The following is a 24,679-nucleotide window of genomic DNA, read 5'->3' on the forward strand; positions in this document are numbered from 1 at the left end:
GATGGAGATCCGGAACAACTTTCCATGTTAATATTGTAAGCATGCAGTCAGAACATATATGATTTTTTCAGAAAAAGGAGCTTCCCTGTATGACACCCTATGTGTTTCCCGTTAAAACCGCTTTTTTCATTTTTCTTATCGCTGCCATGTTTTTGTTGATTCCTTGGCTCATTTACGGCTATCGCAAGGACGGTTTTTTTAGCTGGTCCCGCTTTGCGATCAGTTTTTCGTTTGTTTTCTATATGCTTGCCGCCTACTGCCTCGTTATTCTGCCGATGCCCGAAACCCGCAACAATTGCGCACAGCAGGCGGCGGACGCCGTTTATTACAACCTGATCCCGTTCACCTTTATCAGCGACATGTTCAAAGAAACGCCGATGAACTGGTCGCAGCCGTCCAGTTATATGGCAATGATCCGCAGCAGAGCTTTTTTGCAGGCCCTTTTCAACGTATTTCTGCTCATGCCGCTCGGAGTATATATCCGTTATTTCATGCAGCAACGATCCCACTGGAAAAAGGCGCTGATCGCCGGATTCGGGCTCTCCCTATTTTTCGAACTCACGCAAATTACGGGTCTGTATGGCTACTTTGCCTGCCCCTATCGGCTGTTCGATATCGATGACCTGATGCTGAATTCGTCCGGCGCCGTGCTTGGTTTCCTGATTGCGCCTATTTTGCTGGCCATGTTCCCTTCCAGGGCGCACCTTCAAGCCAAAACCGAGCAGATTGTCGAGCAGAATAAAGTATTTCCGGTAGCACAGCTGCTTGCGTTAATGATCGATGCGGCAGTCATCGCGCTGTTATCCAACCTGTTTTCCATATTCAATTTGGCTTCAGGCAGCAATATTGTCACCGGGGCCGTCAACACAACGCTAGCCATGATGATCCTGCTCTTTTTCGTTCCAATGGCACGGGGTGGCAAAACGCCAGGATCCGCATTTATGCGCTTCCGTTACGTCAATATCAGCACAGGGCAGCCTTCCTTCAAAACGTTGTTCAAAAGATGGCTGGCACTGTATATTCCCTGGCTCATTCTTAGCGCGATCCGAATCATGAACGAGTATGCAGTCATCCAAAATGCATATATCCCCGAAACCTATCAAGTGTGGATATCGGTCGGCATATATGGCCTGTACATGCTTGCCTGCATCGTTCTGGCTTTCCATCTCATACTCGTCCTCTTCTCGCGGGGTAAACGCAACTTCTATTTTGATGAAGTGTCCGGCACGAAACCTTCGCGTAAATAAGAAATGCTATAAGCTTTAGTAAATAATCCATCAAACATTCGATGGGTTATTTTTTTTTGGGGGGAGTTTTGCTGTCGTTGTCATCCTCTATTTTCACGTAAGATGGGGAATTAAACAAAAATAAGATTCCAGGTTAAGGAAAACTATTATATGATGAAGCTATGGAAAACTAACAATATAATAGTCGGGGATGGTATTCGATAAGATGGGCCTAATAACTAAAATCAAAGATATGAGTTTATTCAAAGAAGAGGATAACTCAGCCAATAGCTTTATACTATACGTAGCGCTATCTTACTTTGTATTAATTCCATTTGCCCTATTCGGGGCCTTTAATAATGTTTCCTTTCTGATTTCATTCGCATTTTCAGGCCTTTTCTTTACCTTGTATGATATGACATCAAAAAAAAGTGGATTCATGTTATTTTTAGGTATTCTATTTACAATAACTATTCCTCAAATTCTCCAATTAAAAGCGATCCATCGTTTTCTGAATTGGATATTGACTAGCTTCAACACCTTCTTCTCTTCTGAAATCAGCTCAACGTCAATTAGCAATGCTCTCACCATTGCGAGTTTAGGACTCGTCCTGTTTAGCTTATCGAAGAAAAATAGAAAAATAAAGGAGATTAACGCTGAAAACATCCGATTGAACGAAACCATTGATCAACAAAACGATTGGACAATGAAATTTGAACAGATCAATCAGCTTGATGAGATTGAAGAACAAATCATTGCTTTAACAGAACTTATTGAAAGTGCGACCGATCCATTAATTTTAGCAAGAGCGTATGCCATGCGGGGGAGTGCGTTAAGAAAAAACGGCATGTTATCTGAGGCTTTAGAAAGTCTAAATATATCCATTAATCTAAATCCTGGTTTTGCTCAGGCATATAACAGTCGTGGAATTATCTATAAAGATAAAGAACTCTATGACAAGGCTATACAGGACTACAGCAAAGCTATCGAGTTGAATCCGGATTACTCTATAGCCTACTATAATCGTGCCAATGTTTTTGGCAAGAAAAAACTCTATGATAAAGCTATACAGGACTATAGCAAAGCTATCGAGTTGAATCCGGATTATTCCATAGCCTACAACAATCGCGCTAATGCCTTCAGTAAGAAAAAACTCTTTAATGAAGCTCTAGCAGATTATAATCAGGCCATTGAGTTGAATTCAGATTATTCACTTGCATATAACAACCGAGGGATACTTTTTAGAAATATGGATCTCTATAGCGAAGCCTTACAAGATTATAACAAGGCCATTGAGTTGAAACCGGATTTCGCTGAACCTTATTTGGGTCGGGCCAACCTCTTTTTAAAGAAGGATCTCCATGATGAAGCGCTGCAGGATTATAGCAAGATCATTGAGTTGAAACCGGACTATGCTGAAGCTTACTTCAATCGTGGCAATCTCTTTTTCAAGAAGGATAGCTATGATAGAGCCTTGCAAGATTATAGCAAGGCCATTGAGTTAAAATCGGATTACGCTGAAGCTTATAATAATCGGGGCTATACATATAGAAAAATGAATCTCTATGAACAAGCTCTTCAGGATTATAAAAAGGCCTTCGAGTTAGGAGCTAAATTTCCCGAAAACCTTCCTGTCATTATTGAAGAACTGAAAAAAAATATAGTTGAAGCTGCTTCAAGCTTAGAAGAATAGTTGCATCGACCTCATACAGTAAAAATTTCAAACGGCACCCCTTCGGGTGCCATTTTTATAATGCGGCTCTATACAAATTATTTCGTTTCAGGCAGTCTCGTTCATGCCACTACAATCCAAATTGTACGAATATACTTGTTAAGTATTCTACATCTAGACACCCAACCGTTTGCGTTTCTCCGCTTCCGGATCGTGTTCGAGCTTGATCTCGTGATTAAAGATCATCGTTGCACGATCCTGTTCATACGTCGGCCATTCCATGCCGGCTACTTGAGGCTGACCCGTTTTGGCAAAAGCAATCCATGCATCCTGCACCCGAAGCGCGAGCGCGGCGGCAGCCGCGTCCGGCTCGGCCTTCATGAATTTCAATGCATGCAGCGTATTGAATACAAAGAACATTTCGATGCTGTGAATCGCTTTTTTGAGAAGCGGGTGCTCCGGCATGACCCAATCAAAACGATACATCCACACCGGTGCATGCTTCTGCTGGGCAGCAGCATATTGGAGCGATGAACGCCAGAAGAACATATCGGTCATGGCCTGGGCCTGTCCGTCCGCCGTTTTGGGATAGCTGTCGGCAATAGCCTTGCGATCGGCAAGGTCTGGCGCCATGAAGTCGACTCCGCGCACCATGTCGATCTGCTCGGAAAATGGCGTGTCGGGCTGGATAAACAGCGAACCTTCATCGAGCGTCGTACCGATCAGCACCGAAATATCCCGGGCTGACCCTGCGGCAACGGCCTGAAGCGGAGGTTGCGGAAGCGTATCGCCATCCAGCACCGGCTGAAACAGCAAGGCCATTCCTACACCGCTTTGCTCTTTGAACCTCTCGGCAGCTTCGACGATCCGCTCTGCCGGGATGTCCTGCAGCTTGTGCAGCTCGTCCGCACCGATGCCAAGCATCTTCAGCACGCCTTCACGCACCCCGTTAGCCTGCTCGGCAGGCATGAACTGCGATGCGCCGCTTTCCATAATAGCGCGCCGGAACAGGCCCTTGGCCGCAGGCATCGCCATCAGGGCAGCAATGCTCATGCTGCCCGCCGATTCACCGAATACGGTAACGTTGGCCAGGTCCCCTCCGAAAGCGGAAATGTTATCCTGCACCCATTGCAGCGCAGCGACCTGATCCAGCAATCCCGCATTGGTGGCGTACGATTCCCCGAGCGGCGACATATGCAAAAATCCGAGCGCCCCGAGACGATAATTGATCGTGACTACGATCAAATTGCCTCGTACGGCCAAGGACGTGCCGTCATATACGGGTAAGCTGCCCGAACCGGTAACGAAGGCACCGCCATGAATCCACACCATGACCGGGAGGGGATGATCGCTTTCTTTTTCCGGAGCCCAAACGTTCAGATACAGGCTATCCTCGGATTCCCGAATCGCTCCCTCAGCTTCTTTCAGGTGAGAACTGCGCGGCTGAATGTTTTCCGGCCCGTAAAACCGGGCTTCGCGCACGCCTTCCCATGATTCCGGAGGAACCGGGGCTTTGAAACGCAGTTCATCCACTGGCGGCTTGGCATAAGGAATGCCTTTCCATGCGTTCGCTCCATGCGAATTTTCGCCCTCCACAATCCCGTAGCTGGTCATCACTTGAAGTTTTCTCATTCCGCGTCTACATCCTCTCTATTGAGTAGTGTTCCGACATGTATCGGTACGATCAACTTGCAGCAATCCATGGAAAATTTTATCTACCTTTTGAGTATAGAACGCATATGTACCCTTTTACAACTTCCCCCAATTCACGCTTCATCCAACGTTTCACGTGGAACTTTTTATGACACCGGCCCTTCTTGCGCACGATTCCATGTGATCCAAATGATGATCACGAGCGATTTTAGTTCAAAGTCTGCTGTCCCTCAAATAGTTCACCGTAAACTCAGCGCCCTCAATCCAGCTCCCTTTCACGAGGCCCCTGCCCTTCACGACGACGCGATCCGCATAAACCTCCACATGCAGCCCTTGGCTTCCTTCCAAATGTTCATCATCGTCCGTCCACAAATAGGCGACAGAGGAGGCGTTGAACATCGTTGGCATGTGATCGCCGCCTTAATAATAACGAGATTTTTTATCCTGTTTTTCTTGCTGACGTATAACTTCGATGATCCGAAAGGCTTATTCCGAGTTTTGGCGGTCCATCATTTTGAGCCGGGATCGGCATGCTCCTGATCTTTACGCGGTCTATAATCCCGCAGCAGCCCCTCATAGATCAACTCCAGCCGCTCGTTTTGACGAAAATCATCCGGCGTCACCAATGCAGGCAGCTTGTTCCACAGCTTGATCCCCGATCGCTGCAAAATTTCAGCCACAAACTGCGAGCAGAAATACGAGTTGCTGAACTCCACCGGTTCTTTAAGCGTGATGCCAATGACGCCGAGCAGATTGTACATGAACTTCTGGCGGCTGCGGATGAAGATGTGCAGCACGCGTTTCATTTTTTCCACCTCGCGCTCGGTCACCTTCAGCTCATAAATGACACAAGTCGTGTCCGGAAATTTGCTGAACGTGCCCTTCTGGATATCTTCTTTCACAAAGCCGCCGCTGAGCGGATTGTTTGGATGTTTGCGCCCAAAGCTGTATAACTCGGAAAGTTCCCGATTGAATGAAATGGATGCATGATTATAGGGTGCGCGCGTGTAAGTCTGAATCATTTTGGTAAACAAAGTACCTGTATTAGTCAACAAAATATAAACCGAACGATCCGGTGTCATCGCAAAATTACCCCTTATCAAGTGTCGAGTATTCCTTCATAATAACATAGGAACCCTATAATGGAATCTCACATCCCGACAAGCAGGTGATATCGCCAAGTGAATAGCACGCTTTTTACGCTTACGCTCATCTTTTCAGCATTACTACTCGTACATATCGGTTATAAAACCGTGTCCCGACTTCAACCGGACAAGGATTACTCGGGCATCGGCAATAAAATCAAAACCTGGTGGGGCATGTTCGTTATTTTTTGTCTCGCCACATTGTTCAACCCCATTGTCTCCCTAATATCGCTCATGGTGCTGGCGTTTTTTGCGCTCAAGGAGTATTTCTCCATGATTCGCACGCGCAAAGCGGACCGCCGATTGTTTCTATGGGCATACCTGGCCATACCGGTGCAATTTTACTGGATCTACATCGGATGGTACGGCATGTTTATCGTATTTATTCCGCTGTATGTCTTTCTCGTGCTGCCGCTGCCAAGGCTGATCAACAAAGGCACGGTCGGTTTCCTTCGCAGCGTAAGCTCGACCCAGTGGGGCCTCATGCTGATGGTGTTCGGGTTAAGTCATCTTGCGTACTTCCCCTTTGCCACGCCGGAATACGGCTCCAAGCTCGTATTGTTTCTGGTTGTGTTGACGCAGCTGAACGATGTGGTGCATTATTTGGCTTCTCTCTATTTGGGCAAACGCAAAGTGGTGCCTACCGCCAATCCTTTTTTGACCTGGGAAGGGTTCCTCTGCTCCTTCGTTGTGACCACGGCCGCATCTTACTTTATTCACCCATATATGACACCGTTTAATTGGGAGTTCTCCATTTTTATCGGTATACTGATCGCGCTCGCAGGATTTTTCGGCAGCTTGACGGTATCCGTGTTGAAAAGGGACCTGTTGATCGGCGACGACACCAAATTCGACGCATTGAAAAAGAGTTACCTTAGCCGGGTCGACAGCTTGACCTATACGTCCCCGGTCATGTTCCATGTCGTTCGTTATTTCTTTGACTTCATGTAGCGTTGTGAAATCATATCTCGTTTATCAGCAACGTTCGGACTTGATGATAAAAGCAAAAGCAGCCCGCCGGGCTGCTTTTTGCATGCGCTTTTCGGTACAATCTCGAAGCTTTTTGGCCTCCCTGACCGCCTTGAATGTGCCGACAGCGACCGTCTTTTGGCACGACCGAACGATGCACATCACACACTGGCAATCATCTGAATAAGGCTCCCGCCGTTAAAGAGGCAATGCCACTTCGGTTTCGACCCGGACCTCATCGCTGCCTTGACCATCCGTATAAACCAGGGTCACTTTTCCGCTTTCCCCTTTCATTTCGCCCGTGTATTGGAAGCCTGAGATCTGACGCTTCTCGTCAATGTAAAAACCCTCTTTGCCGCTTTTGGCGTGCTGAACCGCTTGTCCGTAATTATCGATGACCGTAATCTGGTTGGATGTCCAACGCAGTTCGGATAGTGTATACCCTTCAGGCACCTGTCTGACCGTGAATTCGAAACGCTTGTGTTTGGCCAGTTCGTCCGTCTGATGAAGTTCAATGGACATCAACGAGCCGACTCCTTCCGAATCGTTGGCCTTGGCAGACAGCCGTCCTTCTTCAACCGCTTCCGGGTTCTTGTTTTTGGCAGCCGCATTCGGAACCGAGTTTGGACCCGCTTGCTCGATGGGCTGTTTCGATTGGGGATACGCGTGTTCCTGCACCGACTCCTTATTGTTTATGGCGCCGCATCCGCTGACCAGCAACGTTGATCCCAGAATCAGCACGCCAAGTGCGTTGATGTTGAACCTGCTTTTATTCATCTAAAGCTCCTCCATCCTGTCTGTAATCCTTTCGTCGTGGCAACAAGCCAAACGTTCCCTATATTCATTCAATACCCATATCATTCCTCATGAAGCTCCTTGATATGTAAGCAGAAGAGACATATGCTTTTCCGCGCAAAAAAAACCGGCTATCCGGCAAAATGGCGATGATGCTCCATCTTTCGGATAACCAGTAGTATATTTGGACTATATGTAAGTTTATTGCTCATGCTGTTTCGATCAGGGTAACGTCAGAACTTGTCCAACCTGAATGGAGCTGGAAACCAGTTCATTGTATGCTTTGATCTCTTCAATGTAATCTCGCGTATCCATATCATCCGGCTTATACTTCACTGCAATATTCCAGAGCGTGTCGCCCTGAGATACGACGAGTTTGCCTCCAAGTGCCAGACGGTCCTCTTTGCCTCCAGCAAATACATTCAATACCGTGCTGCATCCGATGAGGATGATCAAAAAAACGATCAAGCTTTTTATCAAAACTGTGGGCATTTTCATACGCGGCCATTTCTTTTTGAAATCGCCTATGCCAGATTGGGCCGTTTCCGGGTTTACCGATTCGTAAATGCTCTGATACGTGGAATACCTCATCATCCAACCAACCTCCAAACCTTTGTTTCACAATGGCGTTAATAAACGTGGATCGAATCCCCAAGGGCACATGGACCTAACCATTTTCTTTTTATAGGTCTATAATACCATCTGCATCTCAACAAATTCTAAACAACGACAGGAAGCGTCAAATCGCTCGACAAAAAAATCCGTGCCTGAATTTCGGCGATGCAAAAATCATATTTGGGTATAATCGAGATACAAACTTCCCGGTAAGGACGTGAAAGCCCGATGCTCGACTTCGAAAAGAAAAAAATTTATTATCAGGCCCTGCTGGCCAAGGATACGGAATACGAAGGACTGTTCTATGTTGGCGTCAAAACGACGGGCGTGTTCTGCCGTCCCACTTGTCCGGCTCGCAAACCCAAGTTCGAGAACTGCGAATTTTTCGATACTGCGCAGCAAGCGTTGTTGGCCTCATATCGCCCATGCCAGCGTTGTCGTCCGTTATCCCATCCCAACCAGGTGTCGGACATTGTCCGCCTGCTGGTGGAAGCGGTCGAGAACAATCCGGAGAAACGTTGGAAAACCGAGGATTTCAGACAACTATCCATAGATGAATCCACGGCAAGGCGACAGTTCAAGAAGCGGTTCGGCATGACTTTCGTGGAGTATGCTCGCGCCCGCCGTATGGGGCTTGCCCTGAAAAACATTCGTTCAGGGCGACCCGTGATCGATGCGCAGCTGTCCACGGGTTACGAATCGAGCAGCGGCTTTCGGGATGCCTTTTCCCGAATCATGGGTGCTCCACCCACACAAATCGATGACGAGCATGTATTAAAGGCGGCCTGGCTGGATACCCGGCTTGGTCCCATGATGGCGATTGCCGACGACGATGCCTTAGTTCTGCTGGAGTTCGTGGATCGCCGGGGATTGGAACGGGAAGTGGAGCGATTGCGGCTGCGAACGAAACGCGCCATCGTTCCCGGCGTTACCGGCCCCATTATGTCGATCGAGAAAGAGCTCGAAGAGTATTTTGAAGGTACCCGCACCGAGTTCCACACCCCGTTGTCCTGTTTAGGAACACCATTTCAAAAAAGCGTATGGGAGCAGCTGGTCGCAATTCCATCAGGAGAAACACGTTCCTATCAGGATATTGCCGTCATGTTGGGCAAACCGTCCGCATGCAGGGCCGTCGCCCAAGCCAATGGAGCCAACCAGTTGGCCATCGTCATTCCATGCCATCGCGTGATTAACGCCAGCGGCGATTTGGGTGGATACGGGGGCGGGCTGAATCGTAAAAGCTGGCTGCTCCAACATGAAAAACGGATGGAAGAAACGATCCGAGGAATAGATCGGGGACAAGCATAATCCAACGTAAAACACACTACTCCAAAAAACGCAGCATCAAAGGAGAGAACACTTTTATGAATTCCGCCGCAGAGCAAGCATTGTCATTTCGCAGCATGCACGTCAAAGGAGATCCGCTTATCCTGGTCAATGTATGGGATGCCGGAAGCGCGGTCGCCATTCAGTCAGCCGGAGCCAAGGCTATAGCCACCGGCAGTTGGTCTGTTGCAGCAGCTCATGGCTCGCAGGATGGTGAAGCACTGCCTTTCGAACTGGTCATTGCCAACCTGAAGAGGATCGCGGCAAGCGTAGATCTGCCTGTTACGGTCGATATTGAGGGAGGGTATGGGAGGTTTGTGTCAGAAATTAGCGAAAATGTGCAGCATACGGTCGAATCCGGTGCCATCGGCATTAACCTGGAAGATCAAATTCCGGGTGGGGAGGGCCTATATTCTATTCAAGAGCAGCATCTGCGATTAAAGGCAGCCCGGGACGGTGCCGATCAAACCGGTGTGCCCCTGTTCATCAATGCCCGCACGGATGTCTTTCTCCAAACTCCCCCGGCTAGTCATCGTGAATGGGTCGCAGACGCCATAGAGCGGGCTTATGCCTATGAACAAGCCGGGGCGGACGGATTGTTCGTGCCCGGACTGCAAGATCCGGATAGCATCAGGGAACTGTGCGAGCAGTGTGCCCTGCCCGTCAATATTATGCTGACTTCACGCAAGCCAACACCTGCTCAACTTGGTGAATTAGGCGTTGCCCGAGTCAGCTACGGGCCTTATCCTTACCAACACATGATGGAGGAACTTTCAAGGTTGGGCCAAGAACTTTTATTGCACCGCTAAACTCGGATATCCCGTCCACCATGTATAATTAAAGCGAAAATAAAGCAGCCCGGTATGGACTGCTTTATTTCCACTTATATTTTACGAATCCAATGTTTACCTAATGGCAATTTCCTGCAATCGTTTTATACGTTCCATTTACCAGTGTCAGCTTTTACGCCCCTTCATCACAAGCGGAGCATTCTTCATCATGGGATAGGTCGCGAGCATCAGCCCTAGACCCAATACGCCGCTCACGATGAACAATACCGTTTTATTGGCTTTCATGATCCATTCCACAAATAAGCTCCAATCCACCTGCGTAAGTACAAGCGTTAAGACCACACTCAGTCCAAAGAACAAAATCAGAAAATTGCGCATCCCCAATCGGAGCCAGCCTACCGTTATAAATAACGATAATCCCAGCAGGAAAAATCCAACCATTAGATCGGTCCACAAGTAAGGAAAGAAGTGAAAATCTTTTACGTACAGAGCCCCAGCACTATAAAAGGTGACGCCCAACGAGCCGTATTGATGAAGCAGATCCATAATCAGATAGATCAGGTTTAACGTCGTAATGGCGACAACAACCATCCAGACCGAGATCAAGTAGAACGACTTAAGAAATTGAGTCCGCGTGCTCCCCATGCCAATCGCAACCGGGTACACGTTAACGATCCCCACGATGGCAAATGCAATGATTCCTCCATACATCGGGCCGAAAAGCGTTGTCGGGAAAGCAGCACCGAAAATGTATCCTATCGCAAGATAGATGGCCGTCAGCGCAAGCGTGATGTACGCAAACATTTTATAATGCCACACCATGTCTTCCATGATCATGCGATTTGTGCCTTTTGCAACATTCATGGACGAACCTCCTCATGCTTTCTGGTTACGTTAACCAGGTAATCCTGTATTGCCGCCTTTTCGATGGTTACCCCATATTCGCTGGCTTTTTCTTTCCAGGCTCCAGAGTACACTGCGTCGATCATGACTTTGTGCGTGCTGCCCAGCCGGGATGATTCCAGGATAGGGGAGCCCGCTGCAACTCGTTCAATAGCGCTAATATCCCCTGTTAGAAGAATACCTCTCTCGCGCATTTCCTCCATGGATTGATGCAGCAATATGTTGCCCCCATGAAGAACGATCAAGGATTCGCATAAAGGCTGAATTTCCTCAATATGATGGGACGACAGCAGCATCAATCGCGGCTGATCCTCGTACGTTTCCAGCAAAGCGCGATAGAAAAACTTCCGCTTCTCAGCGTCCAAGCCATTGGTGGGCTCGTCAAGAATCGTAATATTTGCGCGGCTGGATAATCCAAGAATGATCTGGGCCGCCGTTTTCATGCCTTTGGAAAATTTAGCGATTTTCCGCTTCAGCGGCAGTTCAAACATATCCACCAGTCGCTCTGCCAGCTCCTGATCCCATTCGGGATGAAAATACTGGCCGTATCGCATCAAATCAACCATGCTCCAGTTTCTCCCGAAAGGATGATTCTCCTGGACATAACACAGATTCTCCTGTGCAGCCAAATTGTCGTACGGCTCATGACCCATGATCCGAATCGTTCCCTGCTCCGGCCGCTGATGGCCTGCAAGCAAACTCATCAGCGTCGTTTTCCCTGCGCCGTTCCTCCCCCACAATGCACTGATGACCGGTTCGTCTTCCCGCAGCGTGAGGTTCTTCAAAACAGGCGTTCCCTGGTAACCGTACTCCACTTGTTCCACGTGTATCATGACTCACTCTCCTTATCGCTCTTGCCTTTGATCAGGTCGATGATTGCTTCTTCACTCATGTGAATGCGTTTGGCTTCCTCAAGCAAAGGTTGAATGTATTCCTCGTAAAAATGCTGCCTTCGTTCTTGAAGCAAAGTATCCCGCGCTCCTTTTGCGACGAACATGCCCAGTCCCCGCTGTTTGTAGATAATGCCTTTGTCCGCTAACGACTGCAGCCCTTTCCGCGCCGTAGCAGGGTTGATATTGTAAAACCGCGACAGCTCATTGGTGGAAGGAACCTGTTCCTCAGCCTTTAAGCGGCCTTCTACGATGTCATCCATAATCATCAGGGCGATCTGATGAAAAATGGGCTGTGATTCGTCCAGATTCGATTTCATGCAAATCCAACTTTCATCATTGAATTATTGATTCAGGCCAAGTTAATCGGTTAGTTACTCATGTAACTAACCATACTACAAAGAAGCCACGATGTAAATAGTCCTTTTTCTTAAACGCGCCCATTTCTTTCGCTACGTCTGCGGTTTATGGATTGGACTTTTTTTCGTGGCACGATAATATTTATTCATCAGCTCGTCCAGCACTATAGATTGCCTTATCACTTCCGGATGCTGGAAACTCCCGTACTCCCGTTCCTTCACGTACAGCAGTTCCCTGGCAAGTTCAATCTCCAATTTCAATTCCGTACAATCCATAACCTCCTCCTTCTGTCACATTTTAACGGAATCTGTCGATCGCAAGATTGTACGGGATATCGCATACTTATTCTTCCAACAAAAGAAAAAAACGTCCCCTGGCAAGCTGAGGACGTTTTCTGCCGGCATACGTTTTTTACGATCCGAATCCATGGTCTGCGGTGCGCATAATATCCGGATTGGACGTCGTCAGACCTCGATCAGGACCATCAGATTGAGCACCAGGAGCTACAATGGCAATAACAATGCTAAACATGACTATCAGCGAAGCAAACTTCCTCATCATTGAGTTTCTGCACCTCACTAATCAAATTTTTGTATTGCTGCATTGCTTCATCGGTCGCATAATCCCTATACTGTTCAAACAACCCGATACTTTTAAGCATACCCCGGCCATCATGAATTTCAAGAGCAAACTTCATACTATTCAAGGCATACTGTAAACCTTTGATAAAATCGTCCTTCCGTAAATAATATGAAGCTAATCCTCCCATTAGACGAACATAGCGATCATCGGTAACCTGTTTGCTCACTTTGCCGATCCGGTTGCTTTGCTCCTGATATGACAAATGTGATTTAAACTTTTCAAGCACGAAATCGATGTTCATATCGTAGCGGTTGGCGGCCGTCACAATGTCGCAAAGCGCCGGAAAGACTTCATTTTCCCTGTTGGAGATGTACCCTACATAATCGGGCAGCACCTCGAAACGACCGGCCATCAATTGATATACATAGCGATTGCCCTCAGCCCATTCCTGGAATTGATGCATTACGATTCGTTCTTCCTCATCAGGCTGCTTCACCCAACTGCTGTCTGCGTAACGAGAAACGAAATCAAGCGCCCTGTCGTACTCCTTAAGATGATAGAGCGCGCTTCCTGCAGCCAGATCGGAATATAAAATATAAAAAATAATCGGTTTTTTCGTTTCTTCCTGCTTGTTTCTCCCATTCAGTTCATAATGAACCTTAGCCTTCACCTTTAATTTTTCGGACAATTCCTGGACCTTCATCCAGCGGTGCAGCGCTCCGAACGCATTGATCAATTCGTTCAGCGCATCCAGTTGATAGCGTTCATCCAATCGATCGACGTAATACTCGAACCTGGAAGCGATAATGAGGTTCTTCTGGCGGTCTTTGCCCAGGCCCAGCTTAAATAGGCGATATTGGCAGAGTGCAAGCCGTTCCGAATGCTGCATTTTTTCACTTTCGGCAATCGTTTCGTACAAAAGAACGGCCGCTTTGAATTTTCCGCCACCGTAAAACTCCTCTGCGACTTCAAATAACAAAGGTATATAGGACAGATTATCCATCATCAACCGGATAACCTCTTCAATGCAATTCAATTTGTCCAACTCTGCACATCGATGGAGGAATGGACCAAGCCTGCGCCAGTCCGGCGTGGAGTGAACGAAACACTCTTCGATGTACAGTTCGTAATAGTAGCCCTCATCCAGCTGCATGGCCGCCGTAATACGGTCCAGCTGCTGCATCGAGATCGGGCGGTTTTTGTTTAATATGTTGCTAAGCGTGCCTGAATTGATGCCTGACAGCTCGGAAAACAGACTGATCGACATCCGTTCCCTTTTCAAGTATGATTCCAAATGATCGCGTATCGTGGTTGCCGACTCCAAACGAACACCACCCTCCAAAGTAAGCAAAACGCCTATTGACGTACATTTAAAGAAGACAGACCGCGACTTGCGGTTCTCATAAAAACCATAAACAGGATCAACGACATTTCAAAGTAATTATATGTAGGAATTGATCGAGGGTCAATAAGTTTCCTTTCAACTAATTTGTATTTATTACAATTTAATCCTTTTAAATATACAAATCTCTCATTCTATTTTATACGCTGGAAACTACGGCAATCAATATCAAAACCAAATGAAAAACACGAGCAAAACATGCCCGTGCTTCCCATGTTATTCAAGTATTCTACATCCACGAATCTCGCTTACGGCAAAATGTTGCCTGCTGCGCGATAAATGTCATACCATTCCTGACGGGTAAGATCGATCTCGCCGGCCTTGATGCAGTCTTGCAAACGGCTAACGGTCGTCGTTCCCGTCACCGGCTGCATTTTGGCCGGATGACGCAGCAGCCAGGCAATGGCAATCGTTGTATTGGTCACACCGTATTTCGCGGCAATTTCGTCGATCTTGGCATTCAGCTCCGGGAACTTCTCGTTGCCAAGGAATACGCCTTCGAAGAATCCGTATTGGAACGGGGACCATGGCTGAATCGTAATGTCGTGCAGACGGCAATAATCCAGCACGCTGCCATCGCGGTTGACGGCGGCGTCGTTCTCCATATTCACGTTGATCCCGCTGGAGATCATCGTTGTATTCGTAATGCTCAATTGAAGCTGGTTGGCAACCAGCGGTTGTTTCACATATTTTTTCAACAGTTCGATCTGGTTCGGATTTTGGTTGGACACCCCGAAATGGCGCACTTTGCCTTCGCGCTCAAGCAGATCGAATGCTTCGGCCACTTCCTCCGGCTCCACCAGAGCATCGGGACGATGCAGCAGCAAAACATCGAGATATTCGGTTTTGAGGCGTTTCAAAATACCGTCCACCGAATTCAGGATATGTTCTTTGGAGAAGTCGAACATGCCCTTGCGAATGCCGCATTTGGACTGGAGAATCAGATTTTCCCTCACTTGGGGATTCATCTGGACAGCTTCGGCAAAAATCTCTTCGCACGTCCCTGCCCCGTAGATGTCGGCATGATCAAAGAAGTTCGCGCCCGCTTCGATGGCCGAGTGGACGAAATGCTCCGCTTCCTTGCTGCTCAGTGCATTGATTCGCATGCAGCCCACGGCTACAACCGGCACCTCAAGCGAGCTGCTTCCAAGCTTTATCGTTCTCATGATGATTCCCCTCCATATCAAATCGTAATGATCCTATGAACTACCAGATGGCTTGCACAGATGATGTTCCTCTATGATTGTGACATATATGCGCAACCGTTTTCAATGGATTTATGGAAAACTTATATGGAATAATGGACGATTTACGGCGAATGAGGCCTGCAACGCATTTTTTTGCGGCAAGGTTCAAGAAGTGTGCAGGCGGGGGCTGGTTTCGTATAGAATAGAAATGTAGAAGACGGAACGCTTTTCGGGGCTGTTCCTTTTCCGTGGAGCCTGGTTAATAACTAAGAAGTGATTTTTACATAGACCTTGCGTGTTTGCTAAACGAATCTTGAATTCAGGCGGAGGGAGTTCATGCAATGAAAAGAATAGCTCTTTTATTTGTCATATTGATCCTCTCGATCGGAGGAGCCGGACAGGCGATGGCCTACCCCATGTCCGAGCAGAAGAGTAGTATTGTGGAAGATCCCGCATTGGAAACCGGGCTCAAGCTCATTTTGAATAAACCCGTCGATGCCAGCCTGACCCCGTCCGATCTTCAGCAATTGACCGTAGTCGACCTGAGCAACATGGGGATCCAGAGTCTCGCCGGGCTTGAGTATGCAACGAATCTGACGCATCTGCGCTTGTACGGCAATGAATTGAGTGACCTCACGCCGGTTGCCCATCTGACGAAATTGCGGGAAATCGACGTGCGCAACAACTATATTACATCGATTGATGCTCTTGGCGAATTGCAGAACCTTGGACGGCTGTACATCAGCAACAATTCGGTGACTTCCATTGCCGTTGTTCGGGCTTTTCCGAGACTACATACATTCTTCGCCAGCGGAAACGGGATAACGAGCATTGCGCCGCTGGAACATGCGCATGATTTGAAACGAGTCGAGGTTGCCAACAATCAGCTCACAGACCTTTCGCCCATTAGCGGCCTTACCAAATTGCAATCCCTTAACGTTGCGAACAACCGGATTGGATCATCCGGCTCCTTGTCCGAGCTTCCGGAGTCGCTGCTCCAACTCAACGTCGCAGGCAATGATATCGTTGATGCCGAACCGCTCGCCCATTTGACCAACCTGCGGTCGCTGGACGTATCCAACAATCGGATCGAACAAATCGAGGCCTTCGGGGCATTGAACAGCCTGAAGGAGTTGAACGCGGAATCCAACCAGATTTATGATCTCCGACCGCTCGCAGCGCTGAAAAAATTGCAATCGTTGAAGCTTGCAGATAATCGAATATGGGATCTGAGCCCGATTGCGAAGCTGAATCTATCCTCTGGACTGACGAATGGCGTGCAGGATATTTCTGCCTCATCATCCGCCATAGGCTCTCTCGTCCCGATCAATGAAATCGAGCCTGCACCATTGACGATTCAGCATAACTACCTGGACATTTCCAGCGGCAGCCAAACCATGCAAATGCTGAACCAGCTTAACGTTCGCGAGCAGAAACGTTCTCCGCAGGGCAGTATTCAAAGGTTGACCGAAGGGTCGACCACGGCATACGTCGGAGAAAAACCCTATGCATTGGATGCTGCCCCTTTCATCGATAAAGGCAGGACTTACGTTCCACTGCGCTTTGTTTCCGAGCATCTGAACGCAAGCGTGGACTGGCATCCCGCCACAGAAGAGGTCATTATTTCTCAGGGCGATCAGGTCATTCAATGGGCGGCTGGCCACCGGCAAGTGAACGTGAACGGCAATACCATCGTAAATGATGCCCCATTGCTGATTCAAAACGGCAAAGCGTTCGTTCCGGTCCGGTTCATTTCCGAGCAGCTGGAAACGACGGTCGGTTATCTGGCCGACAGCAGAACCATTCTGATTTTCGCAAACAAACCACCGGCGCAGCAGCCGGCTTTGCAACCTTAATCATAGGCGCAGCCGCGTACCCGTTTATTTCAATATCAGTGAACTCCCTGCCAAGCTTCGTTTTGGCAGGGAGTTTGGTTATCCATCCAAAGCATAACCGTGGATTTGGGTAAATTTCACGTGGTTTGGCACATCCTTTTTTGATCAGCTAACTGATATACTGACTGTATTGAAACATACTATGGTTCTCGCGAGGAGGAACTGGACATGTCCCTGAAGGTGCGCGCGTATTCGACGACACCGGATACCCCGTGGAAGGAAAGTGTATTAAAACCAACAAATGAAAGCGCTAACTTGAAAGTGTCGGACGAACTTTACCAGGAGGTGGAGGGGTTTGGCGGATGTTTTAACGAGCTTGGGTATATAGCCTTGTCCCATCTGAACGAAGAGCAGCGGCACGAACTCTTCCACTCCCTGTTCCACCCTGACGGTGAACATAAATTCACGATTTGCCGACTGCCCATCGGTGCAAGCGATTACGCGGCAGAATGGTACAGCCATAACGAAACCGATGGCGATTTGGCCATGGAACATTTTTCGATCGAACGAGATTTCAAATATTTAATTCCTTATATCAAGGAGGCCTTATCCTACAATCCGAACCTGCAGCTATTCGCTTCTCCATGGAGTCCGCCGACCTGGATGAAAACGCCGAAAGCCTACAACTACGGCACGCTGCGCTGGGAAAAGGATATTTTGGATGCATATGCGCTGTATTTCGTGAAATTTGTGCAGGCGTACCAAGAAGCCGGGATAACCATCCATCAGGTCCATGTGCAAAACGAGGTTATCGCGGATCAGAAATTCCCTTCCTGCAAATGGACGGGCGAACAGCTGCGCGAATTCATTGCGGAGCACCTTGGGCCTGCATTCGAAAAGCACGGCCTGGACACGGAAATCTGGCTGGGCACGATCAATGCCCCCGATCCCTGGGAAGAGCTGATCCACAAAAAAACGAACGATTTCGACGAGTATGCCGGGCTTGTCCTTAGCGATCCCCAGGCATACTCCTACATTAAAGGCGTCGGTTATCAATGGGCGGGGAAACACGCCATACAACGCACGGTAGCGAGCTATCCCGAACTCCGGTACATGCAAACCGAAAACGAGTGCGGCGATGGAAACAACTCCTGGATGTACGCCAAGTACGTATTCAATCTGTTTCAGCACTATTTCGCCAACGGAGTGAATGCATATGTGTACTGGAACATGGTTCTTGAGCCCAAAGGTCGCAGCACATGGGGATGGGAGCAAAATTCCATGGTTACCGTCGATCCGGCAACCCAACGGCTGATCCGCAATCCGGAATACTACGTCATGAAGCATTATGCCCACCACATCGTTCCTGGTGCGCGCCGCGTCGGGCTATCCGGCCCCTGGAGCGGCAAAGCTACGGCTTTCCGCAACCCGGATGGGAGCCTGGTCGTTGTTATCAACAATCCGTTCAGCGATAACCGGGAGCTGCTGCTTGCCCATGCGGGCCAGACATTCCGAATTGAACTGGAAGCCGAGTCTTTTAATAGCATCGTCCTTTCGACTTCTTGATAAGGCTGCCATATTCGGCAATAAAAAATGGAACCAAAAAACAACCATCATCGGCCCGAAAAGGCATCGAAATGGTTGTTTTGTATGGTTTCGATATTGACTCCGCTTGTCCCCAATGTCCTTTCGCATCATCAAAGTCCTGCGGACTCCAATTGACGGACCAGGACGCTTGGGGATGTTCCTCATTGGATTGCTATTTGCCAGCCCCTCCTCTCATGTTGTTATTTAGGGAATTCAACACTTTAATTCGAGGCCATGGAAAATAACAAAATTCTCCATATCAATTAATACTATATCATCGGCGCCTTGACAAAAAATAGACGAATATCGACAGTTTGTTGTTGTCGTTCTTTGGAGTAATGTGTAAATTGCGCAAGCGATTCAGCAGGAAACACAGCGATTTTTGTCGAAAGTAACACCCACTATGAAAAAATCAAACACGTCCACTCATCTCAAAATGAAATATATCTGGATCATCTTGATGACCTTTGCGGTATTAGTCGGCATGCGCTGGTTCTGGACCCATCAAATGTTCCCCATTCTGCGGGATCATTCTCCTGTAAACGGCGAGCTTGATTTGCGAAATGTCGATTTGGACAGCGCACCGTTGATGTACCTGAACGGCGAATGGGATTTCTACCCTCATCAGCTGCTAACCCTTAAGGAAATCCGATCCGGAAAATACGATTCCATCCCTATACAGGTGCCCGGAGACTGGGGAGATGCGCTTAACAACAGCGATAATACCTCTTACGGGTACGGTACTTACAGGCTGCAAATTCGGATGAACCCGATTCCGCAGCCCGTTTCATTTTGGTTCAAGAAACTCCAGGCATCGTCCGAAGTGGAAATCAACGGCGAAACCGTATCTGCATTAGGTACAATCGGCGATACCCCCGAGCAATACAAACCCAACAGTCTATCATTCACCCCTTCTTATGACGGGAACACAACGAAGATTGACTTGGTCGTTCGGATTGCCAACTTTGACAGCCCGCATAAAGGAGGGATCATGGTGCCTGCCTATTTCGGATCACAGGCCGCCATGGACTTTTCCCGCTGGTATTCGATCGGCTTTCAGCTCTTTATATTTCTCGTGTTGATGCTTCACGGGATCTACGCCGGCATCCTTTTCTTGATCAACCCGTGCGAAAAATCCTTATTATACGCCTTGTTGGTTACCGTATCGGTAGGTATAGCCATTTTGTCCGCACACGATAACATTCTGATGCTGTGGTTGCCGCTCAATTACACATGGGGACTGAAAGTTCACCTGATTGCTCTGTTAGCCCTAAGCATGTTCATTATTTTATTGTTCCGAAAATTCACGACGCGACGTTCACCCAGCCGCTGGACCCGCATATACCTTGCCATGCTGCTTGCCATGATGATCCTGACTACCGTTTCGCCGGCGTCCTTCATTTACGAAATCATCCATTATCGTATCTTTGATTGGCTGTATTGCACCGCATTCGTCTGGTTTATAACGCTCTCGGTCAAAATGGTCGGACAACAGCAGAACGACCAAGACATCATTTTCATACTGGTGTCCGCTTCCTGCATCATTTCCAACCTGTTATGGAGCTTTGCGGAACTGTCATTTAACGTCACGACGGTCTTCTATCCGTTTGATTTGGTCATGGCCCTCGCGGGATTCTCGACGTATTGGTTCAAAAAATACTTCCGCAATGCCAGATTGAACGTCGAGCTGAATGAACAGCTGATCAAAGCGGACCGCATCAAGGATCAGTTTCTGGCGAATACGTCCCATGAGCTAAGAACTCCCTTGCACGGCATCATGAATATCGCCCACAATGTCGTCTCGCAAGAGAAAGGCCGGCTGCATCCCGGCAGCCTGCAGGACATGAATCTGCTGATCACGATCAGCCGCCGCATGTCGCATCTTATTGGCGATCTGCTCGATGTCGTCCGGCTCAAGGAGCACCGCATCAAGCTGCATCCCGAGCCGATCCGGGTTCAGTCCATTGTGCCCGGAGTCATGTCCATGCTGCAGTTTATGACTGAACGCAAAACCATAACGTTGCATAACGACATTCCCGATTCGCTGCCCGCTGTCATGGCGGACGAGAAACGACTGGTGCAAATTTTGCACAATCTGATCCATAATGCATTGAAATTTACGGAGACCGGCATGGTGACCCTCTCTGCCGAGGTACGGGAAACAAAGGCGATCATCCATGTTTCGGACACGGGCATCGGCATGGACAAGGAGACCCTTTCGCGCGTTTTCTCCCCATACGAACAAGGCCTGTCCGGAGATGGCCATGAACAGGGCATTGGGCTCGGGCTGAGCATCTGCCAGCAGCTCGTTGAACTGCATGGCGGTACGCTGAGCGCTCGCTCCGAACCTTCCAAAGGTTCAACGTTTACGTTCAGTTTGCCGCTGGCCAATACGGATCTCAGCCAGGTACAACCGGGAATACGGATGGAACCGTGGGAAGAAGCAGCCTCTCCCTCCACGAAGCTCTCTGCCGCGGCGAAATCAGGTTCAGAAACCAATGTGGCCGAATGGTCCGAGCAGAACACGAAGGCAGCTCACGCCTCACCTGCGGTTCTTCCTTTGCTGCAGGAAAGCCCGATTCACATTTTGGCCGTCGATGACGATCCGATCAACCTGAAGGTACTCGTCAGCATGCTTTCGTCTGAGCCTTATACCGTGACGACGGCCCATTCTGCCCGTGAAGCGTTGGAGCTGCTGGACACCCGACAATGGGACCTGCTGGTCACCGACGTGATGATGCCTCAGATGTCCGGATACGAGCTGACTCAAAGAGTACGTGAACGCTACTCCGTCTCCGAGCTGCCCATCTTGTTGTTAACGGCTCGCAGCCAGCCTTCGGACATCTATACCGGTTTCTCGTCCGGAGCGAACGATTACGTGACGAAACCAGTGGATGCGCTGGAACTGAAATACCGGATTAAAGCGCTGATCGGGCTGAAACAGTCCATCAACGAACGGCTTCGGATTGAAGCTGCCTATCTGCAGGCCCAGATCCAGCCTCATTTTCTGTTCAATACGCTGAACTCCCTCATTGCATTAAGCGATATCGATACAGAGAAGATGCACAAATTCGGGGATGCGTTTGCCTCCTTTCTAAGAATCAGCTTCAACTATCTCAATACGGGAAAACTGGTGGAACTCCCTCATGAGCTGGAGCTGGTTCAGGCCTATCTGTACATTGAACAGGAACGGTTCGGAGAACGATTGTCCATCATCTTGAATATAGAGCCTGGCCTGAACATCTTGCTGCCTCCGCTTTCCGTTCAACCCTTGGTCGAGAACGCCGTTCAGCATGGGTTGCTGGGAAGAGCGTCGGGCGGAACGCTAACCCTCACCATTGCCCGTGAGAAACAGAGTCAGGCCGTGCGGGTCGAGGTTCACGACAATGGCGTCGGCATGGACTCCCAATTGGTCAAGCAGCTGCTGGACGTTTCGATGCAAGGGAAACAGGGCATCGGGGTTGCCAATACGAACCGCAGGCTGATTCAGCTCTACGGACAGGGGCTGACCATTCGCAGCGAACCGGGGGCAGGTACATCCGTCTCGTTCGTTATCCCTTATCAACAGCCTGAATCCCATGAACATGCCAGGTCTTGACCATGACAAGACCGGAAACCTGCGCCCTTCGTCAAGAAGGGGGTTTTTGCGCTCTCCAGCTGCCCTTGGGAAGGCGCTCTTCCCGCTGCAGCTCGCCCGAACCAGATTGAATTCACTCCGGCGAGGAATGTTCACTTGCCTATTTGGCCATTTTTTGTAAAATAATTGATGTAAGCGCTTTATTTCAAACTCTTGGGGAGGTGCTTGAGATGGGAAACAGGAAGACGGCTTGGATTCTGGCTTTCGCTTTGACTCTCACGCTGCTAGGCATGTATGCCGAACGAACGGAAGCGGCAAGTGCAACGATCACCAACGGTACCGATTGGCTTGATACCGCAGGCAACCCCATTCACGCCAACAGCGGCAACATTCTCAAAGTAGGCAGCACGTACTACTGGTACGGCGAACACGCCGTGAGCGGCAAGTTTGACAGTGTTAATGTATACACATCCACCGATCTGAAAAACTGGACGTTTCGGAACGCCATCCTGACCAAAGACTCGGCAACCGAACTGGCTTCCAGCAAAATCGAACGTCCCAAAGTGATCTACAATCCCTCGACGGGCCAGTATGTACTATGGGCACACTACGAAAACGGCACCGATTACAGCCTGGCCAGGGTTGCCGTAGCCACCAGCAGCACGCCGGACGGCAAATTTACGTATGAGGGCAGCTTCCGCCCCATGGATCTTGAATCCCGCGACATGACCGTATTCGTGGATACCGACGGCACGGGTTACCTCTTGTCGGCTTCTCGCAAAAACGGCGGGGCTAACGATACGATGGCCCTGTTCAAAATGAACGACAGTTATACGGGCGTGGATTCCTTCGAGGGCTGGCTGTTCGAGAACGCCTACCGCGAAGCCCCGGCCGTCGTCAAAAAAGGCAACCGCTATTACCTCTTCACCTCCCAAGCCTCCGGCTGGTACCCTAATCAGGGTGCATACGCCACAGCAACATCCATGTCCGGACCCTGGTCAACGCTTACGCCTTACGGAAATCCTTCTGCCTTCGGATCGCAAATCCATGATATTGCCACCATTACAGGGAGTACGACAACGACCTACATCTACATGGGTGACCGCTGGAATCCGCTCAATCTCGGCGAACACAAACATATATGGTTGCCACTCACCTTGAATGATAACAATGGAACTGCCTCTCTGGAATGGAGCAAAGAATGGAGCATCGATGCGGCCAGCGGAGTCGTGACCCTGCCCAATCTAGTCAATCACGCCCAAGGCAAAACAGCCGCAGCCAGCTCCGTCGCTTCCGGCTCTTCTGCTTCAAATGCCAGCGATGGCAATTACCAGACTTCATGGGCGGCATCGTCCAATACGTGGCCAGCCTGGTGGCAGGTCGATTTCGGTTCACCCCGAACGATTACCGAAATCGACATCTCCTGGTTCATGTATAAAGGTTCCGAAGGATACTACAAATATAAAATCGAAATCAGCAACGATGGCATCAACTACTCCACCATTGACCGCACGACCAATACAACATACGGCTTCACCACGGACGCAGTCCATTTTACGGCCCGTTACGTGCGCATCAACATGGTTAATGCTGTTCTGTGGAACAACCCGAGCAACTGGTACACACCGACGCTGCACGAAGTGAAGATGCTGGGCCCATCCACGCCCGATGCCGTCAACTACAGCCGTTTCAATTCCCAGAACTATCCTGACCGGACCATCCGCCATGCCGATTTTGCGGCCCGGATCGATGCAAACGTCTCGCCCGAACTCGACTCCCACTTCAGGGTAGTACCTGGCTTAGCCAATTCCGGCAGCGTGTCCCTGGAATCGATTAATTATCCGGGCTACTTCCTCAAGCGCAATAACAGCAACAAAATCGTGCTTGAAGTTTACAGCGATACCGCTGAATACAAAGGCGACGCCACCTTTCTCATCCGTCCGGGCTGGGCCGATCAAACGAAGGTATCGTTCCAATCCTACAGCCAGCCTGGCAGCTACATTCGGCATTACAATTACGTGCTGCAACTCGACACCGTGACCGCGTCCAGCAGCGCCACGTTAAAAAGCGATGCCACTTTCGCAAGAACGGACTTCTAGGACACCATATTCGCCACATAAATAAAAGGTCGCTTCCGACCCGGATTCAGGGGAAAGCGGCCTTT

The 24,679-nt window shown here is 49.0% G+C and carries 19 protein-coding genes and 1 pseudogene; 9 read left to right on the forward strand and 11 right to left on the reverse strand.

Going from position 1 to position 24,679, the window contains the following annotated elements; genetic code table 11:
- The first annotated feature begins 89 nt into the window (after positions 1-89).
- Together L6H98_RS05450 and L6H98_RS05455 are read left to right on the forward strand one after the other, a co-directional pair.
- The gene (locus L6H98_RS05450; protein ID WP_236413474.1) at positions 90-1,247 is read left to right on the forward strand and encodes a VanZ family protein; all 1,158 of its coding nucleotides are present in this window, start codon (positions 90-92) and stop codon (positions 1,245-1,247) included.
- A 205-nt stretch (positions 1,248-1,452) separates the two neighbouring features.
- Positions 1,453-2,919 carry a tetratricopeptide repeat protein gene (locus L6H98_RS05455; protein ID WP_236413475.1) on the forward strand — a complete coding sequence of 489 codons (1,467 nt, stop codon included), beginning with the start codon at positions 1,453-1,455 and terminating at the stop codon, positions 2,917-2,919.
- A gap of 153 nt (positions 2,920-3,072) precedes the next feature.
- Here L6H98_RS05455 and L6H98_RS05460 read toward each other — a convergent pair whose 3' ends face one another.
- The 3 genes and pseudogenes from L6H98_RS05460 to L6H98_RS05470 form a co-directional block, all read right to left on the reverse strand.
- Entirely contained in the window at positions 3,073-4,530 is a 1,458-nt protein-coding gene (locus L6H98_RS05460) for a carboxylesterase/lipase family protein (protein ID WP_236413476.1), read from the reverse strand.
- A gap of 234 nt (positions 4,531-4,764) precedes the next feature.
- Positions 4,765-4,977, reverse strand: a pseudogene (locus L6H98_RS05465) (metallophosphoesterase); the annotation flags it as partial.
- Positions 4,978-5,060: 83 nt separating this feature from the next.
- Positions 5,061-5,633 carry a hypothetical protein gene (locus L6H98_RS05470; protein WP_236413478.1) on the reverse strand — a complete coding sequence of 191 codons (573 nt, stop codon included), beginning with the start codon at positions 5,631-5,633 and terminating at the stop codon, positions 5,061-5,063.
- Positions 5,634-5,732: 99 nt separating this feature from the next.
- Here L6H98_RS05470 and L6H98_RS05475 point away from each other — a divergent pair, with 99 nt between their 5' ends.
- On the forward strand, positions 5,733-6,647 hold the full coding sequence (locus tag L6H98_RS05475; protein WP_236413480.1) for a phosphatidate cytidylyltransferase: 915 nt from the start codon (positions 5,733-5,735) through the stop codon (positions 6,645-6,647).
- 216 nt (positions 6,648-6,863) lie between these two features.
- Here the strand turns inward: L6H98_RS05475 and L6H98_RS05480 are convergent, their stop codons facing one another.
- Both L6H98_RS05480 and L6H98_RS05485 read right to left on the reverse strand, forming a co-directional pair.
- Complete coding sequence (locus L6H98_RS05480) at positions 6,864-7,442, reverse strand: hypothetical protein (protein ID WP_236413482.1); 579 nt, start codon at positions 7,440-7,442, stop codon at positions 6,864-6,866.
- Positions 7,443-7,682: 240 nt separating this feature from the next.
- A complete protein-coding gene (locus L6H98_RS05485) occupies positions 7,683-8,054 on the reverse strand; it encodes a LysM peptidoglycan-binding domain-containing protein (protein WP_236413484.1) in 372 nt (123 codons plus the stop codon).
- Between the two features lie 249 nt (positions 8,055-8,303).
- Between L6H98_RS05485 and L6H98_RS05490 the strand changes: the two genes are divergently transcribed.
- Both L6H98_RS05490 and L6H98_RS05495 read left to right on the forward strand, forming a co-directional pair.
- Positions 8,304-9,383 carry a trifunctional transcriptional activator/DNA repair protein Ada/methylated-DNA--[protein]-cysteine S-methyltransferase gene (locus L6H98_RS05490; RefSeq protein WP_236413486.1) on the forward strand — a complete coding sequence of 360 codons (1,080 nt, stop codon included), beginning with the start codon at positions 8,304-8,306 and terminating at the stop codon, positions 9,381-9,383.
- A gap of 56 nt (positions 9,384-9,439) precedes the next feature.
- Entirely contained in the window at positions 9,440-10,210 is a 771-nt protein-coding gene (locus L6H98_RS05495; RefSeq protein WP_236413487.1) for an isocitrate lyase/phosphoenolpyruvate mutase family protein, read from the forward strand.
- A gap of 147 nt (positions 10,211-10,357) precedes the next feature.
- Here L6H98_RS05495 and L6H98_RS05500 read toward each other — a convergent pair whose 3' ends face one another.
- The 6 genes from L6H98_RS05500 to L6H98_RS05525 all read right to left on the reverse strand — a co-directional run bounded on the left by L6H98_RS05500 (position 10,358) and on the right by L6H98_RS05525 (position 15,495).
- Complete coding sequence (locus L6H98_RS05500; protein ID WP_236413489.1) at positions 10,358-11,056, reverse strand: hypothetical protein; 699 nt, start codon at positions 11,054-11,056, stop codon at positions 10,358-10,360.
- Positions 11,053-11,928 (reverse strand): ABC transporter ATP-binding protein, encoded by an 876-nt coding sequence (locus L6H98_RS05505; RefSeq protein WP_236413491.1) that lies wholly within the window; start codon positions 11,926-11,928, stop codon positions 11,053-11,055. The genes L6H98_RS05500 and L6H98_RS05505 overlap by 4 nt, the downstream gene beginning before the upstream one ends.
- Positions 11,925-12,305, reverse strand: a complete 381-nt coding sequence (locus tag L6H98_RS05510) for a GntR family transcriptional regulator (protein ID WP_236413492.1) — start codon at positions 12,303-12,305, stop codon at positions 11,925-11,927. Before L6H98_RS05510 ends, L6H98_RS05505 begins: the two co-directional genes overlap by 4 nt.
- Before the next feature lie 132 nt (positions 12,306-12,437).
- Positions 12,438-12,620 (reverse strand): aspartyl-phosphate phosphatase Spo0E family protein, encoded by a 183-nt coding sequence (locus tag L6H98_RS05515; protein WP_236413493.1) that lies wholly within the window; start codon positions 12,618-12,620, stop codon positions 12,438-12,440.
- Positions 12,621-12,868: 248 nt separating this feature from the next.
- On the reverse strand, positions 12,869-14,251 hold the full coding sequence (locus tag L6H98_RS05520; RefSeq protein WP_236413494.1) for a helix-turn-helix transcriptional regulator: 1,383 nt from the start codon (positions 14,249-14,251) through the stop codon (positions 12,869-12,871).
- 326 nt (positions 14,252-14,577) lie between these two features.
- The gene (locus L6H98_RS05525; RefSeq protein ID WP_236413495.1) at positions 14,578-15,495 is read right to left on the reverse strand and encodes an aldo/keto reductase family oxidoreductase; all 918 of its coding nucleotides are present in this window, start codon (positions 15,493-15,495) and stop codon (positions 14,578-14,580) included.
- Between the two features lie 362 nt (positions 15,496-15,857).
- Here L6H98_RS05525 and L6H98_RS05530 point away from each other — a divergent pair, with 362 nt between their 5' ends.
- The 4 genes from L6H98_RS05530 to L6H98_RS05545 all read left to right on the forward strand — a co-directional run bounded on the left by L6H98_RS05530 (position 15,858) and on the right by L6H98_RS05545 (position 24,614).
- Positions 15,858-17,372, forward strand: coding sequence for a leucine-rich repeat domain-containing protein (locus tag L6H98_RS05530; protein WP_236413496.1), 1,515 nt, complete (start codon positions 15,858-15,860; stop codon positions 17,370-17,372).
- Between the two features lie 207 nt (positions 17,373-17,579).
- The gene (locus L6H98_RS05535; RefSeq protein WP_236413497.1) at positions 17,580-18,917 is read left to right on the forward strand and encodes a glycoside hydrolase family 30 beta sandwich domain-containing protein; all 1,338 of its coding nucleotides are present in this window, start codon (positions 17,580-17,582) and stop codon (positions 18,915-18,917) included.
- A 424-nt stretch (positions 18,918-19,341) separates the two neighbouring features.
- A complete protein-coding gene (locus L6H98_RS05540; RefSeq protein ID WP_236413499.1) occupies positions 19,342-22,536 on the forward strand; it encodes an ATP-binding protein in 3,195 nt (1,064 codons plus the stop codon).
- Positions 22,537-22,805: 269 nt separating this feature from the next.
- Positions 22,806-24,614 (forward strand): AbfB domain-containing protein, encoded by a 1,809-nt coding sequence (locus tag L6H98_RS05545; RefSeq protein ID WP_236413748.1) that lies wholly within the window; start codon positions 22,806-22,808, stop codon positions 24,612-24,614.
- Positions 24,615-24,679: the final 65 nt, after the last annotated feature.

The sequence above is a fragment of the Paenibacillus sp. JJ-223 genome, from assembly GCF_927798175.1.
Classification (GTDB): Bacteria; Bacillota; Bacilli; order Paenibacillales; family Paenibacillaceae; genus Paenibacillus; species Paenibacillus hubeiensis.

Excerpts from the sequence above, each read along its gene's own strand:
- L6H98_RS05450 (WP_236413474.1), top strand. The coding sequence starts at position 90 with ATGACACCCTATGTGTTTCCCGTTAAAACCGCTTTTTTCATTTTTCTT.
- L6H98_RS05455 (WP_236413475.1), top strand. The coding sequence starts at position 1,453 with ATGGGCCTAATAACTAAAATCAAAGATATGAGTTTATTCAAAGAAGAG.
- L6H98_RS05460 (WP_236413476.1), bottom strand. The coding sequence starts at position 4,530 with ATGAGAAAACTTCAAGTGATGACCAGCTACGGGATTGTGGAGGGCGAA.
- L6H98_RS05470 (WP_236413478.1), bottom strand. The coding sequence starts at position 5,633 with ATGACACCGGATCGTTCGGTTTATATTTTGTTGACTAATACAGGTACT.
- L6H98_RS05480 (WP_236413482.1), bottom strand. The coding sequence starts at position 7,442 with ATGAATAAAAGCAGGTTCAACATCAACGCACTTGGCGTGCTGATTCTG.
- L6H98_RS05485 (WP_236413484.1), bottom strand. The coding sequence starts at position 8,054 with ATGATGAGGTATTCCACGTATCAGAGCATTTACGAATCGGTAAACCCG.
- L6H98_RS05490 (WP_236413486.1), top strand. The coding sequence starts at position 8,304 with ATGCTCGACTTCGAAAAGAAAAAAATTTATTATCAGGCCCTGCTGGCC.
- L6H98_RS05495 (WP_236413487.1), top strand. The coding sequence starts at position 9,440 with ATGAATTCCGCCGCAGAGCAAGCATTGTCATTTCGCAGCATGCACGTC.
- L6H98_RS05500 (WP_236413489.1), bottom strand. The coding sequence starts at position 11,056 with ATGAATGTTGCAAAAGGCACAAATCGCATGATCATGGAAGACATGGTG.
- L6H98_RS05505 (WP_236413491.1), bottom strand. The coding sequence starts at position 11,928 with ATGATACACGTGGAACAAGTGGAGTACGGTTACCAGGGAACGCCTGTT.
- L6H98_RS05510 (WP_236413492.1), bottom strand. The coding sequence starts at position 12,305 with ATGAAATCGAATCTGGACGAATCACAGCCCATTTTTCATCAGATCGCC.
- L6H98_RS05515 (WP_236413493.1), bottom strand. The coding sequence starts at position 12,620 with ATGGATTGTACGGAATTGAAATTGGAGATTGAACTTGCCAGGGAACTG.
- L6H98_RS05525 (WP_236413495.1), bottom strand. The coding sequence starts at position 15,495 with ATGAGAACGATAAAGCTTGGAAGCAGCTCGCTTGAGGTGCCGGTTGTA.
- L6H98_RS05530 (WP_236413496.1), top strand. The coding sequence starts at position 15,858 with ATGAAAAGAATAGCTCTTTTATTTGTCATATTGATCCTCTCGATCGGA.
- L6H98_RS05535 (WP_236413497.1), top strand. The coding sequence starts at position 17,580 with ATGTCCCTGAAGGTGCGCGCGTATTCGACGACACCGGATACCCCGTGG.
- L6H98_RS05540 (WP_236413499.1), top strand. The coding sequence starts at position 19,342 with ATGAAAAAATCAAACACGTCCACTCATCTCAAAATGAAATATATCTGG.
- L6H98_RS05545 (WP_236413748.1), top strand. The coding sequence starts at position 22,806 with ATGTATGCCGAACGAACGGAAGCGGCAAGTGCAACGATCACCAACGGT.